Below are 13,869 nucleotides of genomic sequence, written 5' to 3'. Positions count from 1 at the left end.
ACTTTGAGGATGAATTTTTTGTAAAAAATGCAGAAAAAAATTGTGATTTGTGCTCTAATGCCGCGCTTACCAAGGGATGGTGTTCAACATCCGCCGCCATATAATATAATGGCGCGCGACAAACGTTGATGAGTAATCCCTTATTATTCCCTTAGGAAAACGAAAATGTCAGAAAGTAAAAAATTTACCATCAAAGTGACTGAAAAGCGCAATGGTTGGGCGGCGGAAATCGTACGTCAAGTGACCTCTCGCAGAAGTGTTGTTTCAAAGCGCGAAATGGGTTTTGAAAGCGAAGCACAAGCACAAGCTTGGGCGGAAAAAGAGCTCAGTGGCTTTATTGAGAACCAAGCGAAACGCAATGAGCGTAAGGCTCTGGCAAGAAAAGAGAAAAAAGCTTAGTACAAAAAATCTGAGTGCTGTGCTTTAAGAACTGTTATTTGAACGAAAACCCGCTTTAAATTAGCGGGTTTTTTATGCCTTAACGAAATTGACCGATTTGCGGTAAAAACTCAAAACCTGCACTGGCTAAGCGAGCCTCTAATGCTGCCCGATCGATATCAAAGTCATCTGCCAGCTTATCAAGATCGCCATTAAAATCATCACGTAGCTTCATATTGATGATGCTCATCAGCATGATTGGATCCATCGAGGCAAAATTGGCTAAATTCATCACTTATCCTCGAAATCAGAAATCAGCAAGTTAGCTGCCGCAAAGGCTGCTTGCTCTCGAACCGCTTTTGGCAGCGATTCGTCTGCTGCGACATCATTCAAGGTTTTGATGGCGCAGGAGATTGCTTGAGGAATATAAGCTTGATCACCACTGCCTATCTGTGCATAAAGCTCGCGCACTAATTCACAACAACCGTAAACTTGCATAGATTAAATCCTAACTAATGATAATGGCTCTCAATATACACATTACGTTTGGCAAAGACAAAATCAGAACTTGCGTTTGCGCAAGCTCTGATTGCATGTGATGAAACTTTAAGCGTTCACTTGCTGCTCTAGCGCCATGACCAGATCGTCGGCTAGCTGTAGTTGCTTAGCGAGCTCGTTCAGATACGCTTTTTCCATGAAATTTTGTTCATCGGCGATAAGTAAAGAGGCCAGATAAAGCTCACTCGCTTGTGCGGGCGTTGTGGCTAACTGTGCAATAGCCGTGGGATCGAGCGGTTTATGCAGCTCATTTTTTACCAGCTGCTGCAATTGGTTATCTGCGCCCATTTCAGAGATGGCTTGCTCAATTTTCGCCATTTCTTGTTCATCCACATGACCATCAGCTTTTGCGGCGGCAATCATCGCTTTTAGGATCAGCGTGCTGTGGCTAGCATCATTAGGGTCAAAGCTAGACTGCGGTTGAGTGGTCGTTTGTTTTGCTTGCCAGTCATTATACGCTTTATAGGCTAGTGCGCCGAGCGCCGCTGCTCCACCAATCCCTATCACTTTAGTGCCTATTTTTTTTGCTTTCTTCGAGCCCATCAACAAACCGATTAGGCCACCACCGAGTGCACCAGCTCCTAAGGTTTTGAGTTTACTTGAATCTTGTGTGATAGCGCCGAGTTGGCTTGAACCTTGTTTTACGATGTCTGAATTCAATGCTTGGTTAAGTAAACTTTTTAGATCCATAGGTCACCTCCATTAATAATGGATTAAAGAATAGATCACCGTAGATGAATCGAAGATTAATATGCTTGAAAAAGCTTGTGTGGCTGGTGACAAAATAAAAAAGGTTGCCATTTAGGCAACCTTTTCAATAGCACACTTTATTAGGCGATTTGAGCATTAATAAAGGAGACTATTTCATTCATAGCGACGGCCGACTTCTCACCACTACGGCGATGTTTATATTCGAAGTTGCCCTCATCCATACTGCGATCGCCAATAATGATGGTATGTGGCACACCGATCAGTTCCATATCTGAGAACATTACGCCCGGGCGCTCTTTACGATCATCAAATAGCACTTCAATACCAGCTGCGGTCAGTTCCGCATACAGTTTTTCAGCAGCTTGTTGGACGCGCTCTGATTTGTGCATGTTCATAGGGACAATCACCACTTGGAAAGGTGCGATCGCGTCAGGCCAGATGATGCCGTATTTATCGTTGTTTTGCTCGATGGCTGATGCCACAACGCGTGATACGCCAATGCCGTAACAACCCATCTCTAAAATGGTGTTTTTACCATTGGAATCAAGAACGCCACAGTTCATTTTCTCAGAGTAGTTAGTACCCAATTGGAAAATATGACCCACTTCGATACCGCGTTTGAGCATTAGTGTCCCTTTGCCACATGGGCTTGGGTCGCCTTCAACGACGTTACGGAGGTCTTCCACTTTCGCTAGCTCAACGTCACGGCCCCAGTTGATGCCAAAGTAGTGTTTGCCATCGATGTTGGCTCCTGCGCCAAAATCGCTCATGACGGCTACGCTGTGATCAACGATAAACGGCAATTCAAGACCAACAGGGCCAAGAGAGCCTGGGCCTGCGCCAATCAGCGCGCGAATCTCTTCTTCGCTAGCCATTTCTAGCGGAGCGGCAACTTCAGCGAGTTTCTCGGCTTTGATTTCATTGAGTTCATGATCACCACGGATAATCAGTGCCACGATAGAGGCATCGATCTCATCAGATGCTTTTACAAACAGTGTTTTAACTGTTTTCTCAATCGGTAGGCCATGCTGCTCAACCAATTCAGCGATGGTTTTGGCGTTTGGCGTATCAACCTGCGTCATCTCTTGAGTTGGCGCGGCGCGCTCAACGGCTGGCGCAATGGCTTCTGCTTTTTCGATGTTGGCGGCGTAATCCGATTCAGTTGAGAAGGCGATGATGTCTTCACCACTTTCAGCCAATACATGGAACTCATGAGAGCCGTTACCACCGATAGCGCCGGTGTCGGCTAATACTGGGCGGTAATCAAGCCCCATGCGATCGAAGGCTTTACAGTAAGCTTCGTGCATCGCTTGGTAAGATTTCTCTAAGCCTGCTTTATCTATATCAAAGCTATAGGCATCCATCATGCAGAATTCACGAGCACGCATCACACCAAAACGAGGACGTCTCTCATCACGGAATTTGGTTTGAATCTGGTACAGGTTCAGCGGCAATTGCTTGTAAGAGCTGACTTCGTTGCGTACCAAGCTGGTGATTACTTCTTCTGCTGTTGGACTAAGCACAAACGGACGAGTATGGCGGTCAGTAAAGCGAAGTAGCTCAGGGCCCATTTTCTCAGAGCGGCCTGTCTCTTCCCACAGTTCAAACGGTTGCACAACGGGCATCAAGGTTTCGATTGCACCGGCATTGTCGATCTCTTGACGAACGATGTTTTCGACTTTACGCAGCACACGTAGACCAGTAGGCAGCCAGGTATAAAGACCTGAAGCCAGCTTACGGATCATACCTGCACGTAACATGAGCTGATGGCTCACGACTTCTGCGTCGTTTGGAGTCTCCTTCAAAGTAGAAAGAAGATATTTACTGGTACGCATTCTATGGTATCCGTTTCATGATAGTTAAAAGCGCTCTCCAATGAGAGGCTAGAATTAAGCCGCTAATAATATCAGCCAATCGGCTTTGTCAAAAGCGTTCTATTGCGGTTACTGAGACTAAGTTGTTTGCGATAGTGAATTTTACGTTCAGATCGAACAGATTTACCGCATATTCTTTATGATCGATTTTGTGTTTTTTATAGGCTGGGCGAGGGTCTTGAGCCAGCACTTGCTCAATGACGGCTTTAACCATGTCTTGATCTGCCCGCGCATTCAGTGCCGTTAACGCTGCTTGGCTAAAGGTCACTGCGATCTTGTCGGGCTCGCTCTCGGCATAGCCACCGCCGGCTGTGGCTATCGAATCGGAATAGGGAATATAGGGTTTGATGTCAATGATCGGTGTGTTATCGACTAAATCTACGCTGCCTAGTTCCAAATAAACCTGATCACCTTGTTGAGTGACGCCTTTCAATTCAACGGCAGACATACCGATGCCGTTAGGTCGAAACGTAGCCCGTGAAGCAAATACGCCGATCCGCTCATTTCCGCCTAAGCGCGGTGGGCGCACGGTCGGTTTCCAACCAGCATCGAGGTTTTGGTCAAACAGAAAAAGTAACCAGACATGGCTAAATTGTTCGATACCTCGCACCGACTCTAAGCAATTAGCGTGACCGATGAGCTTGACTCTCGCGCTTGCGCTCGCCACTAAGCGAGGTTGGCGAGGAACGGCAAATTTTTCTTTATAAGGCGTTTCAATAGTGCCAATCGGAGCAATGGTGTGCATATCCGTATCCGTCTTTTTTCACGTTGGTTGAGAAAAATATCACATTTAAGCTTGCTTTTCTTCTTGGTAATGATTATTAATTGGCATGTTATAACATAACAATTTAAGCGAGGGGAAATTGATGAAAGACGGAATTCATCCGCCATACCAAAAAGTGGTTTTCCACGACACCAGTGTGGATAAGTATTTTATTGTGGGTTCAACGCTAAAAACTGATCGGACGATCGAGTGGGAAGATGGCAACACCTATCCTTATTTCACCTTAGATGTGTCGTCTGAATCGCATCCGTATTACACCGGTAAGCAGCGAGTTGTTCAAAAAGAAGGACGAGTGGCGAATTTCAATCGTCGCTTTGCTCAGTTTGGTAAGGAGTAAACTATGAAAGTATTAAGTTCATTAAAAAGCGCAAAATCACGTCATCCAGATTGTCAAATCGTCAAAAGACGCGGTCGTTTATATGTAATTTGTAAAACTAATCCAAGATTTAAGGCGGTTCAGCGCTAATGAAGAGGAACGGTTGGACAGGCTAGTGATTGTCCAACCGTCAAAACGTGGTTATTTGTTCGCTTTAGCCAAAATGCGATCCAAATGGTTGGCAAATTCGCGCCGTTCTGTTTGAGAAAGCGCACTTGGTCCGCCAGTTTGGATACCGCTTGATCGCATTGTGTCCATAAAATCTCGAATATTGAGGCGTGCCTTGATGGTCTCTTTGGTATACAGCTCACCACGAGAATTGAGCGCCAAGCCACCTTTGGTTATCACTTCATCGGCCAGTGGAATATCGGAAGTAATTACCAAATCGCCCACTTCTACCCGTTTGACGATTTCGTTATCGGCAACATCAAAACCACTGGGGACTTGCAGTGAACGAATGTTAGATCGTTGCGGAATCGGAACAACATGATTGGCCACAAAAGTACATTCAACGCCCGTCCTTTCGGCTGCGCGGACAATGGTTTCACGAATTACTTTCGGACATGCATCGGCGTCCACCCAAATTTTCATCATTCAATTACTTCTCGTTTAGTTGTGCCTCTAGGGCTGCTACTCGGGCTGACAAAGCGGCTAGTTGCGTTTCAAGTTCGGCTACCTTGTTCGCGCTATTTTCCGTACTAACGCTCACTTCTACTTTGGGAACTCGGTGTGCATTTTTCCAACTTTTGATGGTTGCAATCAAGGCTGGCATTGGCACTGAGGTGCTAAGACGTGACTTTACTAAGGCCACGCTCGGTTCCTTTCCCTGTTGTTGTAAGAGAGTCAAGATGCTTTCTAGTTCTTGAGTGACATCTTTTGTGAGCATAGGTTGTCCTTTTTGTGAGTTGCTGTGATCTTACCTTTTATTTACCAAGAGCAAAAGTGGCGAAGTGTTGTAAGAGATCTCGCACATTGTTTGTAAGAAATCACAGTGTTTAACGCAGTGTTTGGTGGTGATTTTTTTATAACTATTTGTTTTTAATTAATATATCTATTTCTTTAGGTTGTTTTTTTAAAAATGATATTTTTAGGTGATTGTTTCTTAAAGCCAAACGAGTAAATTGGACCCTGTCGGAAGGATTCTGACAAGGAATTACAAAGCACCAAGGTTTGGTCTCTTCAGGAAGAAGACAAGGTTGTTCACGAAGAATAACCACGCAGGATGCTAGGACAGCGTAAGGATACAACAGTTGGCAGGATGCGAGCTGCATGGATTGGCGATGGACACCTTGTGGATAAGGCAGGACAACATCAGGATGATGTTATGGACACCGCTCAAGGAACAAGTGATGAGTATTGACCGGAGTGTTAGTACCATGGAAAGTTTGGACACCGCTAGGATGGCGATGCAGGATGAGCCGAAGAATTGGCCACTATTATGGATGATGCATGGAGCACACAATTTAGTAGCTGGACTGCTGCGAGTAAGACTTTAAGCCTCGACACATGCGTGTTGAGGCTTTTCTTATTACTTGCATTCTGGCTTTAGCGTGTTGTTGCTTCAAAAAAAGTTCATATGATAAGTGCAGCAAAATAATAACAACAAAAAAACAATCTAGATCAATTACCTCATCGTTCGGTTGGTTTAATTTTCGGCTTCTTTGCAAAAATAGAGTACCAGATTTTATCTGGGCTAAGGCGTATTGCCCTGAGCCTAGTTGAGTCTTTCGGTATTATTTTGCGGCTAACAAGGATTGTACGTGACAACCGTAACAAGAAGAACGCTTCTTCTCCCTTACACCGATTCGTTAGAGTCTGATTTTTTGATGCTCAATTGTTGCGCCAAAAATCGGGCACAGATGAATGGCCCTAAAACGGTCGCTTCAGCAAAACAGCTTTTTCAACGAGTGCTTCATGATCCTCATTTGTACGCAATGGCGGTGTTAGATAATTATAACCGCGAATACATGGGGCATTTGTTCATTGAACTTGACGAAGAGCGAGCAGAACTCGGTTTTCTGTTTGATAAATTGTATTGGGGCAAAGGCATTGCAACTGAGGCATTGAAGGCTTTTTTACCTAAAGCGGCCTACCAATTGCAACGACAAAAAATTACAGCCACTGCTAATATTGGCCACCATGCCTCTATTGCGGTACTCAAAAAACTCGGCTTTGAGCTGTTGGGTGAGAAAGAAGATGTTTTTGGCCCTTATTGGGAATTTGAGTTTACATACGATGAGGCGGCAAATGAAAAGCAGATGGCCTAAAGCCTATCATTTGTAATTCACCTTGGTAGCAGTCGTCACCTAGTGCAGAAAACTCAAACCAATAAACGGTATGCCAACGCCAGAGTCCTTCTGGCGTTTTGAATTTGTGGCGTCCAAAAGCAACGCTGATCAGCTGTAAGTCGAGTTGTTCGCATTTTCGACTGATCGCCGCTTTTGCCAATTCGGCTTGGCGACGCTGTTGCCAGAAAAGAAAGCAGCCCAAGCTGAGTAATAAAATAGCCAATAGATCGCCTAGCATAAACATTCCAGTTATTGAGTTTTGGTCGCTTGCTGTAAGCGAATTAAGGCATCGGCTAATTCGAACGAAGGGCTAGAATGCAGCAGTGGCAGCAGTACCATTCGCAGTTCTGGCAGCATCACTAAATCAGCAAAGAGCTGGTTAAAGAGGGTTTGATTGCCTGTTTGCGCCAAGCGTAATAAAAACGTTTCGGCAAGCAATGGGTTAGACAATACATGCCACGAGCGCCCTGCAATGGCAATTAATATCTCTTGATGGCTCAAGCGTGGGCTTTGCAGAATACGTTCAACCAAGGTCGCGGTGAGTGCATTATTCGCACCTGATAAGGCTCGTACTAAGGCAGAGAGTAAGAACAGATCAGGTTCGTGGCTTTCGATGTGCAACATTGCCATCTCTTGCAAACGCAGCGCCAACTTATCATTCAACGGTGCACTATGTTCGAGCGCCCCCAGCAGGGCATACAAAGGCTGATCGGGGAGGTGGTTTAATGCCTTCCTTAGTAACACGCTATTTTGTTCTTTGCTTAAACGAGCACAAATATCAGTAATGCCTTGTAAGCCGACCGTCTGCCAGTTTTCCCAGCCTAAATCCCCACTAAAATAGTGTTGCGCATGCTCATAATATTGGCTTGATGGTAGGTTCAACTGGGCGCGTATTTGGCTGTGGAATACTGCCATTTTGTCGTCGCTCGGTTTAAAGGTATAAGGGTTATTGGCAAGCTTTTGCTGCTGCTCATCGCTGAGGTCTTGATGCAAACGTGACCCCATCGCTTCAAGTACAAACTTGATGAAGTTACCTATCTCAGCTTGTTTGAGTAGGCCGCGTTCATCCAAAGAGAATTTAAGAAACCAGATCCAAGGTTGTTGGGCTTGGTTCCAATACGCGATGGCAAGATGAGCATGACGCTGCAATGGATAGGGATACGGTTGTTGACCTTTTTCTACTTGAGAAAAGTGTGTATTTTCAATCGGGCAGATACGTCTTCCTAAATCAAAGATCCGATATTGGCTACCACTATTGGTGAGCAATTGGCTAAGCGTATGAATGGTATCCATGGATAAAGTGGCCTTAACTTGTGTTCTTGAATAACTATTTTTGATCAATAACTCTCTTTGAACAATAAATGGTACTCTATAGCCCATTTTCAAGGTCACTTAGCAAATTAACTTGGTGAATAATGACAGTAAGCACAGAACTGACCCACCTGTTGAAGCAACTAGAAACTCAGTTACGCAATTCTCAGTGCTGGCAATCTCAGCCGCCAAGCGAAAGCGCATTGATGAGCACAGAGCCTTTCTCCATCGATACCCTCACTCCGGAGCAGTGGCTGCAGTGGATTTTCATCCCCAAAATGTTATTGGCAATTGAGCAGCAAGCAGAGCTTCCTCAAGGGTTTTCGCTCACTCCCTATTTTGAAGAGGCATGGCAACATCAAGCGGAATTGGCTGAGGTGATTGCGCTGCTACGTTTGATTGATGAGGTAAGCCAACCATGTTAGAGATTCTGTATCAGGACGATGATTTGGTCGCCGTGAATAAACCCGCAGGAATGCTGGTGCATCGCTCATGGCTAGATAAACACGAAACGCAATTTGTGATGCAAACGCTGCGCGATCAAATTGGCCAGCATGTGTTTCCCCTACATCGATTAGATAGGCCAACTTCTGGCGTGCTCGTGTTTGCGCTCTCCAGTGAAGTGGCGGCGCAAATGATGCCGATGTTTGCCAACCACCAAATGGAAAAAACGTACCATGCGATTGTGCGTGGTTGGATTGAACAAGGGGATGTGCTTGATTACCCACTCAAAATCGAGCTAGATAAAATTGCCGATAAGTTTGCCAAACAAGATAAAGAAGCCCAAGATGCGATCACCGCTTATCAACCATTAGCGACAGTAGAAGTGCCGTATTCAACCGGGCGTTTCCCAACCAGCCGCTACTGTTTGGTGGAAATGAAGCCGCAAACGGGCCGTAAACATCAGTTGCGTCGTCATATGCACCATTTGAGTCATCCGATTATTGGTGATACCACTCATGGTGATGGCAAGCACAACCGCCTATTTCGCGATCATTATGACGCGCAGCGTCTGATGCTCCATGCCTCTGAATTACGTTTTACTCATCCGTTTACTGGCCAAGCATTAGTGCTTAAAGCTGGTTTTGATGAGGTATGGCAAAGGCTGTTTACTCAGTTTGAGTGGAGCCAGCCGATATAAAAACAAAACCCTCGTAATGCGAGGGTTTTGAGTATTGGGATGTAACTGAAAGTGGTGTAGTTCATCAAGACATTCAGTTCATAAAAGCCGACAGCGAACAAAAAAACGAGCTATTTCGCTAGATACTCTTGAATGGAACGCTCGATGCCTTTGGCATCTAAACCTAATTCTGCATGCAGCTCTTCTTGTGTGCCTTGAGCGATGAATTGATCAGGCAAACCTAGATTGAGTACCGGTTTTAGGATTTTCTCTTTCATCATCAGTTCAATGACGCCAGCACCCGCACCACCTGCAATCGCATTCTCTTCCAAGGTCACTAGCACATCATGTTGCGCAGCCAGTTGGCGAATGAGTGTTTCATCAAGGGGCTTAACAAATCGCATGTCAGCCACTGTTGCATTTAGCTTATCGGCTGCTTCAAGCGCGTTTGGTAGGAAAGTGCCAAAGTTGAGGATCGCGATTTTTTCATTCGCGATAGCCGTGTCACATTGGCGCATAATGCGTCCTTTGCCAATCTCTAACGCACTAAATTGGGTTTGGATTTCGACTCCCATGCCATTGCCACGAGGATAACGCACGGCGCTTGGCCCGGTGTGTTTATGGCCGGTATAGAGCATTTGTCGGCACTCATTTTCATCGGCGGGTGCCATGATCACCATGTTGGGAATGCAGCGCATGAAGCTTAAATCAAACGCACCTTGGTGAGTTTGGCCATCAGCTCCGACTAACCCCGCACGGTCAATGGCAAACATAACCGGTAAATTCATGATGGCAACATCGTGGATCAGTTGATCATAACCCCGTTGTAAAAAGGTTGAGTAGATCGCCACTATCGGATGATCTCCCGCAATCGCCATACCTGTCGCAAGGGTGACGGCATGTTGCTCAGCAATCGCCACATCAAAATATTGTTGTGGGAACTCTTTTGAAAAGCGAACCATGCCAGAGCCTTCGCGCATCGCGGGTGTAATCGCCATTAATTTTGGATCTTGCGCGGCCATATCGCATAAAAAATCGCCAAAGATTTTAGAAAAAGTAGGTTTAGCATTGCTGCTTTTTGGCAGGCTAGTGTGGCTCGGGTCAAATTTAGGAACGCCATGGTAACCAATCGGATCTTTTTCTGCGGGCTCATAACCTTTGCCTTTTTTGGTCATGATGTGCAAAAACTGCGGGCCTTTGAGCTCGCGCATGTTGCGTAATGTCTTGATAAGTTCAATCACATCATGGCCATCGACTGGGCCGATATAGTTAAATCCAAGCTCTTCAAACAAGGTGCCGGGTACGACCATGCCTTTCAAGTGCTCTTCTGTGCGGCGTACCAGCTCTTTGATAGGCGGTATGCCAGAGAGCACTTTTTTGCCCCCTTCACGGATTGAGGTATAAAGGCTACCGGAAAGCAGTTGCGCTAAATGGTTATTCAGTGCGCCGACGTTTTCAGAGATCGACATTTCGTTGTCGTTGAGCACGACTAACATATCCGGATGAACGTCGCCAGCATGGTTCATTGCTTCAAAGGCCATGCCTGCGGTGATAGCACCATCACCAATTACGCCCACCACTTTGCGATTTTTCCCTTCTTTACCTGCACTGATCGCCATCCCTAAGGCGGCACTGATTGAGGTGGACGAGTGGCCGACAGAGAGCGTGTCATATTCACTTTCTTCACGCCAAGGAAAAGGGTGAAGACCGTTTTTTTGACGAATGGTCGACATTTTCTCGCGGCGACCAGTTAATATTTTGTGCGGGTAAGCTTGGTGGCCTACATCCCAAATCAGCTGATCGAAAGGGGTGTTATAGACGTAGTGTAGGGCAACCGTTAATTCAACCGTGCCTAAGCCTGACGCAAGGTGGCCACTCGACTGACTGACGGAATTAAGAAGGTAGTTTCTTAATTCATCACACAACGTTGGCAGAACCTCTTTCGGCAGACTGCGCAGTTCATCGGGTGTATTTGCTAAAGCCAGTGTTGGGTATTTTGAAATATCAAGAGTCATAATTTTGCGCGCTTATAGTTTAGTTCTTGCGCTCGACGACGTATCGGGCGAACTCTTCGAGTGATTCTGTATTGTAGGGTATTGCTTCCAAGGCTTTAAGAGCTTCCTGTAACAGACTTTGTGCTTTATCAATAGCACCTTGTAACCCTAGCAGCGCTGGGTAGGTACTTTTATTGAGTTGTTGATCCGAGCCTTGAGGTTTACCTAATGTCTCGGTATCGCTAACGATATCCAAAATATCATCTTGAACTTGGAATGCGAGACCAACGGCATCGGCATAGCGATCCAATTGTGGTAGTACCGCAAGCCCTTTTTCACCAGCCGCAAGCGCACCTAAACGGATTGCACAACGCATCAAGGCTCCTGTTTTATTGCGATGGATCTCTTCTAATTCCTGCACTGAAACCAGACGATTTTCCGCTTGCAGATCCAACGCTTGCCCTATACACATACCTTGAGCACCGGAAGCTTGAGCCAACATTTGGACCATTTTAATGCGGTTGACTTGCGCATGTTCGGCAAGTTGACCTTCTGCCAAAATAGTAAAGGCCAGTGTTTGCAGGGCATCGCCCGCTAAAATCGCGATGGCTTCGTCAAATTCGATGTGACAAGTGGCTTTACCGCGACGCAATTCATCGTCGTCCATCGCGGGAAGGTCATCGTGGATCAATGAATAAGCATGAATACATTCTATTGCGCAGGCTGGGGTATCGAGTTCATCTGGCGTACAACCAAGCATTTGCCCTGTGATATACACCAAATAAGGTCGAGCTCTTTTGCCGCCAAGTAACAAACCGTAGCGCATCGCGTCAATCAACGGTTGTTTTTGGTGCGGTAAACGGCCTAACCAAAGGTTTAATTGGTCAATATTTCTTTGCTGATAGGAGCTCAGAGCCTCAATCATAGGGCACTCTTTCTACTAAGTTGTGGTATCTACTAGGTTACGATCGACCGTTTCCCTGTGACTTAATTGACAGGTTCATGTCACATAGCGAGCGATGAGATCGATAAATATGAGTCAGTAATAAGTATGTATCAGTAATACGTGCCTATTACTCAGGTAGTTCAGTAAAGTCAGAGAGTGGCGCGTCATCGCTCGCACTGAGCAAAATACTGACTCGCTGCTCCGCTTCACTTAACTTACTTTGTCCAGCACGAGCAAGGGATATTCCGCGCTCGAATTTTTTTAGCGCATCATCTAAGGCTAAATCGCCATTTTCTAGCTGTTCCACTAAGCTATCAAGTTCTTCGATTGTCGCTTCGAAGGACATATTTTCAGGTTTCTTGCTCGCCATAATCTTTTTATCTTGGTAAATATGCACGAAAGTTACCTTAGGGCGTAGTGATGGTCAAATTTAACCAACGATTTTTGTCTGAAAAGTCCCTCTTTTGGAACTGTCACTATCACAAATAATAAAAATAATAATACGATACTTAGCAACCAGACCGATATTTACTGAAATAGTGACGGTGACTCAGAATCTTGGCCATATCAGTGTGCTGGCAACAGTGCATCTTTGCTCAGTTTAGGTATAAACTGAATAGAGAGAATTTCGGTATGATCCAATAATTTACTTAAAGATTTGAATCTATTGCCGATAACGAGTTTAAACTCATTATCGCAGGTAAGCAGCATGAGGAGTGCTTTGTGGATTTAGCAACGCTGATAGGCCTGATCGGAGGCCTCGCTTTCGTTATCATGGCGATGATTTTAGGCGGAAGCCTAATGATGTTCTTCGACGTCACATCCATCTTGATCGTAGTGGGTGGGTCAATGTTTGTTGTATTGATGAAGTTCACGATGGGACAATTCTTCGGTGCAGCCAAGGTGGCAGGTAAGGCATTTATGTTCAAATCCGATGAACCTGAAGATTTGATCGCGAAAATTGTAGAAATGGCTGATGCGGCGCGGAAAGGTGGTTTTCTTGCATTAGAAGAGATGGAAATTACCAATAGCTTCATGCAAAAGGGGATCGATTTGCTGGTGGATGGCCATGATGCTGACGTGGTGCGCTCTGCGTTGCAAAAAGACATTGTATTGACTGATGAGCGTCATTCACAGGGAACTGGCGTATTTCGTGCTTTTGGTGACGTAGCGCCAGCGATGGGCATGATCGGTACTTTGGTGGGCTTGGTTGCCATGCTGTCTAACATGGATGACCCTAAATCAATTGGTCCTGCCATGGCCGTTGCCTTATTAACTACCTTGTACGGCGCTGTTCTCTCGAACATGATTTTTTTCCCGATTGCAGACAAACTCGCTTTGCGCCGAGATCAAGAAAAGCTTAACCGCCGTTTAATCATGGATGGTGTTCTGGCTATTCAGGATGGACAAAACCCACGGGTCATTGATAGTTATCTGAAAAACTACCTCAATGAAGGCAAGCGTGTTTTAGATGTTGATAGCGAATAACGGAGCCTGTAATGGATGATGAAGAAGGCTGTAAATGCCCA

Annotated in this window: 19 protein-coding genes; 7 read left to right on the top strand and 12 right to left on the bottom strand. The window is 45.5% G+C overall.

Annotation, left to right across the window (positions count from 1 at the left end):
- Nucleotides 1-165 precede the first annotated feature (165 nt).
- The gene (locus AACT23_RS00095; protein ID WP_010319076.1) at nt 166-399 is read left to right on the top strand and encodes a DUF3622 domain-containing protein; all 234 of its coding nucleotides are present in this window, start codon (nt 166-168) and stop codon (nt 397-399) included.
- A 79-nt stretch (nt 400-478) separates the two neighbouring features.
- Here the strand turns inward: AACT23_RS00095 and AACT23_RS00090 are convergent, their stop codons facing one another.
- The 5 genes from AACT23_RS00090 to tsaA form a co-directional block, all read right to left on the bottom strand.
- Nucleotides 479-670 (bottom strand): DUF4250 domain-containing protein, encoded by a 192-nt coding sequence (locus tag AACT23_RS00090; RefSeq protein ID WP_010319077.1) that lies wholly within the window; start codon nt 668-670, stop codon nt 479-481.
- Complete coding sequence (locus AACT23_RS00085; RefSeq protein ID WP_010319078.1) at nt 670-876, bottom strand: YaeP family protein; 207 nt, start codon at nt 874-876, stop codon at nt 670-672. The genes AACT23_RS00090 and AACT23_RS00085 overlap by 1 nt, the downstream gene beginning before the upstream one ends.
- 108 nt (nt 877-984) lie before the next feature.
- A complete protein-coding gene (locus tag AACT23_RS00080; RefSeq protein WP_088731992.1) occupies nt 985-1,626 on the bottom strand; it encodes a tellurite resistance TerB family protein in 642 nt (213 codons plus the stop codon).
- A gap of 140 nt (nt 1,627-1,766) precedes the next feature.
- Nucleotides 1,767-3,482 carry a proline--tRNA ligase gene (locus AACT23_RS00075; RefSeq protein WP_094128265.1) on the bottom strand — a complete coding sequence of 572 codons (1,716 nt, stop codon included), beginning with the start codon at nt 3,480-3,482 and terminating at the stop codon, nt 1,767-1,769.
- Between the two features lie 88 nt (nt 3,483-3,570).
- Nucleotides 3,571-4,266, bottom strand: coding sequence for a tRNA (N6-threonylcarbamoyladenosine(37)-N6)-methyltransferase TrmO (gene tsaA, locus AACT23_RS00070; protein WP_094128262.1), 696 nt, complete (start codon nt 4,264-4,266; stop codon nt 3,571-3,573).
- A 121-nt stretch (nt 4,267-4,387) separates the two neighbouring features.
- Here tsaA and AACT23_RS00065 point away from each other — a divergent pair, with 121 nt between their 5' ends.
- Nucleotides 4,388-4,642: a type B 50S ribosomal protein L31 gene (locus AACT23_RS00065; RefSeq protein ID WP_010319081.1), complete on the top strand. Its 255-nt coding sequence runs from the start codon at nt 4,388-4,390 to the stop codon at nt 4,640-4,642.
- 3 nt (nt 4,643-4,645) lie between these two features.
- Nucleotides 4,646-4,771, top strand: a complete 126-nt coding sequence (gene ykgO / locus AACT23_RS00060; protein WP_010319082.1) for a type B 50S ribosomal protein L36 — start codon at nt 4,646-4,648, stop codon at nt 4,769-4,771.
- 51 nt (nt 4,772-4,822) lie between these two features.
- Here ykgO and AACT23_RS00055 read toward each other — a convergent pair whose 3' ends face one another.
- Together AACT23_RS00055 and AACT23_RS00050 are read right to left on the bottom strand one after the other, a co-directional pair.
- Complete coding sequence (locus tag AACT23_RS00055; RefSeq protein WP_026027673.1) at nt 4,823-5,272, bottom strand: YaiI/YqxD family protein; 450 nt, start codon at nt 5,270-5,272, stop codon at nt 4,823-4,825.
- Between the two features lie 7 nt (nt 5,273-5,279).
- The gene (locus AACT23_RS00050; protein WP_094128259.1) at nt 5,280-5,567 is read right to left on the bottom strand and encodes a hypothetical protein; all 288 of its coding nucleotides are present in this window, start codon (nt 5,565-5,567) and stop codon (nt 5,280-5,282) included.
- Between the two features lie 868 nt (nt 5,568-6,435).
- On the opposite strand from AACT23_RS00050, the gene AACT23_RS00045 reads away from it, so the two are divergent.
- Nucleotides 6,436-6,948: a GNAT family N-acetyltransferase gene (locus AACT23_RS00045; RefSeq protein WP_013857407.1), complete on the top strand. Its 513-nt coding sequence runs from the start codon at nt 6,436-6,438 to the stop codon at nt 6,946-6,948.
- On the opposite strand, the gene AACT23_RS00040 is transcribed toward AACT23_RS00045, so the two are convergent.
- Both AACT23_RS00040 and AACT23_RS00035 read right to left on the bottom strand, forming a co-directional pair.
- On the bottom strand, nt 6,908-7,207 hold the full coding sequence (locus AACT23_RS00040) for a DUF3301 domain-containing protein (RefSeq protein WP_017045584.1): 300 nt from the start codon (nt 7,205-7,207) through the stop codon (nt 6,908-6,910). The two genes, AACT23_RS00045 and AACT23_RS00040, sit on opposite strands and share 41 nt — an antisense overlap.
- Before the next feature lie 11 nt (nt 7,208-7,218).
- Nucleotides 7,219-8,262 carry a DUF3549 family protein gene (locus tag AACT23_RS00035; RefSeq protein ID WP_094128374.1) on the bottom strand — a complete coding sequence of 348 codons (1,044 nt, stop codon included), beginning with the start codon at nt 8,260-8,262 and terminating at the stop codon, nt 7,219-7,221.
- Between the two features lie 122 nt (nt 8,263-8,384).
- Between AACT23_RS00035 and AACT23_RS00030 the strand changes: the two genes are divergently transcribed.
- Entirely contained in the window at nt 8,385-8,705 is a 321-nt protein-coding gene (locus AACT23_RS00030) for a YqcC family protein (RefSeq protein WP_088728693.1), read from the top strand.
- Nucleotides 8,699-9,421, top strand: coding sequence for a tRNA pseudouridine(65) synthase TruC (gene truC, locus AACT23_RS00025; protein WP_094128256.1), 723 nt, complete (start codon nt 8,699-8,701; stop codon nt 9,419-9,421). Before AACT23_RS00030 ends, truC begins: the two co-directional genes overlap by 7 nt.
- A 110-nt stretch (nt 9,422-9,531) precedes the next feature.
- Here the strand turns inward: truC and dxs are convergent, their stop codons facing one another.
- From dxs to xseB, 3 genes are all read right to left on the bottom strand, one after another.
- Nucleotides 9,532-11,415 carry a 1-deoxy-D-xylulose-5-phosphate synthase gene (gene dxs / locus AACT23_RS00020; protein WP_094128253.1) on the bottom strand — a complete coding sequence of 628 codons (1,884 nt, stop codon included), beginning with the start codon at nt 11,413-11,415 and terminating at the stop codon, nt 9,532-9,534.
- Nucleotides 11,416-11,434: 19 nt separating this feature from the next.
- Entirely contained in the window at nt 11,435-12,319 is an 885-nt protein-coding gene (ispA, locus tag AACT23_RS00015; RefSeq protein WP_094128251.1) for a (2E,6E)-farnesyl diphosphate synthase, read from the bottom strand.
- Nucleotides 12,320-12,467: 148 nt separating this feature from the next.
- Nucleotides 12,468-12,710: an exodeoxyribonuclease VII small subunit gene (gene xseB / locus AACT23_RS00010; RefSeq protein ID WP_010319093.1), complete on the bottom strand. Its 243-nt coding sequence runs from the start codon at nt 12,708-12,710 to the stop codon at nt 12,468-12,470.
- 353 nt (nt 12,711-13,063) lie between these two features.
- Here xseB and pomA point away from each other — a divergent pair, with 353 nt between their 5' ends.
- Nucleotides 13,064-13,828 carry a flagellar motor protein PomA gene (pomA, locus tag AACT23_RS00005; RefSeq protein WP_013857399.1) on the top strand — a complete coding sequence of 255 codons (765 nt, stop codon included), beginning with the start codon at nt 13,064-13,066 and terminating at the stop codon, nt 13,826-13,828.
- The last annotated feature ends 41 nt before the right edge of the window (nt 13,829-13,869 follow it).

Origin of the sequence: Vibrio sp. V09_P4A23P171 (assembly GCF_963875615.1) — a bacterium.
In the GTDB taxonomy this organism is placed as follows: Bacteria; Pseudomonadota; Gammaproteobacteria; order Enterobacterales; family Vibrionaceae; genus Vibrio; species Vibrio anguillarum.
This window is presented reverse-complemented; position numbering and strand designations above follow the sequence as displayed.

Coding starts and splice junctions, on each gene's coding strand:
- AACT23_RS00095 (WP_010319076.1), top strand. CDS start 166: ATGTCAGAAAGTAAAAAATTTACCATCAAAGTGACTGAAAAGCGCAAT.
- AACT23_RS00090 (WP_010319077.1), bottom strand. CDS start 670: ATGAATTTAGCCAATTTTGCCTCGATGGATCCAATCATGCTGATGAGC.
- AACT23_RS00085 (WP_010319078.1), bottom strand. CDS start 876: ATGCAAGTTTACGGTTGTTGTGAATTAGTGCGCGAGCTTTATGCACAG.
- AACT23_RS00080 (WP_088731992.1), bottom strand. CDS start 1,626: ATGGATCTAAAAAGTTTACTTAACCAAGCATTGAATTCAGACATCGTA.
- AACT23_RS00075 (WP_094128265.1), bottom strand. CDS start 3,482: ATGCGTACCAGTAAATATCTTCTTTCTACTTTGAAGGAGACTCCAAAC.
- tsaA (WP_094128262.1), bottom strand. CDS start 4,266: ATGCACACCATTGCTCCGATTGGCACTATTGAAACGCCTTATAAAGAA.
- AACT23_RS00065 (WP_010319081.1), top strand. CDS start 4,388: ATGAAAGACGGAATTCATCCGCCATACCAAAAAGTGGTTTTCCACGAC.
- ykgO (WP_010319082.1), top strand. CDS start 4,646: ATGAAAGTATTAAGTTCATTAAAAAGCGCAAAATCACGTCATCCAGAT.
- AACT23_RS00055 (WP_026027673.1), bottom strand. CDS start 5,272: ATGAAAATTTGGGTGGACGCCGATGCATGTCCGAAAGTAATTCGTGAA.
- AACT23_RS00050 (WP_094128259.1), bottom strand. CDS start 5,567: ATGCTCACAAAAGATGTCACTCAAGAACTAGAAAGCATCTTGACTCTC.
- AACT23_RS00040 (WP_017045584.1), bottom strand. CDS start 7,207: ATGCTAGGCGATCTATTGGCTATTTTATTACTCAGCTTGGGCTGCTTT.
- AACT23_RS00035 (WP_094128374.1), bottom strand. CDS start 8,262: ATGGATACCATTCATACGCTTAGCCAATTGCTCACCAATAGTGGTAGC.
- AACT23_RS00030 (WP_088728693.1), top strand. CDS start 8,385: ATGACAGTAAGCACAGAACTGACCCACCTGTTGAAGCAACTAGAAACT.
- truC (WP_094128256.1), top strand. CDS start 8,699: ATGTTAGAGATTCTGTATCAGGACGATGATTTGGTCGCCGTGAATAAA.
- dxs (WP_094128253.1), bottom strand. CDS start 11,415: ATGACTCTTGATATTTCAAAATACCCAACACTGGCTTTAGCAAATACA.
- ispA (WP_094128251.1), bottom strand. CDS start 12,319: ATGATTGAGGCTCTGAGCTCCTATCAGCAAAGAAATATTGACCAATTA.
- xseB (WP_010319093.1), bottom strand. CDS start 12,710: ATGGCGAGCAAGAAACCTGAAAATATGTCCTTCGAAGCGACAATCGAA.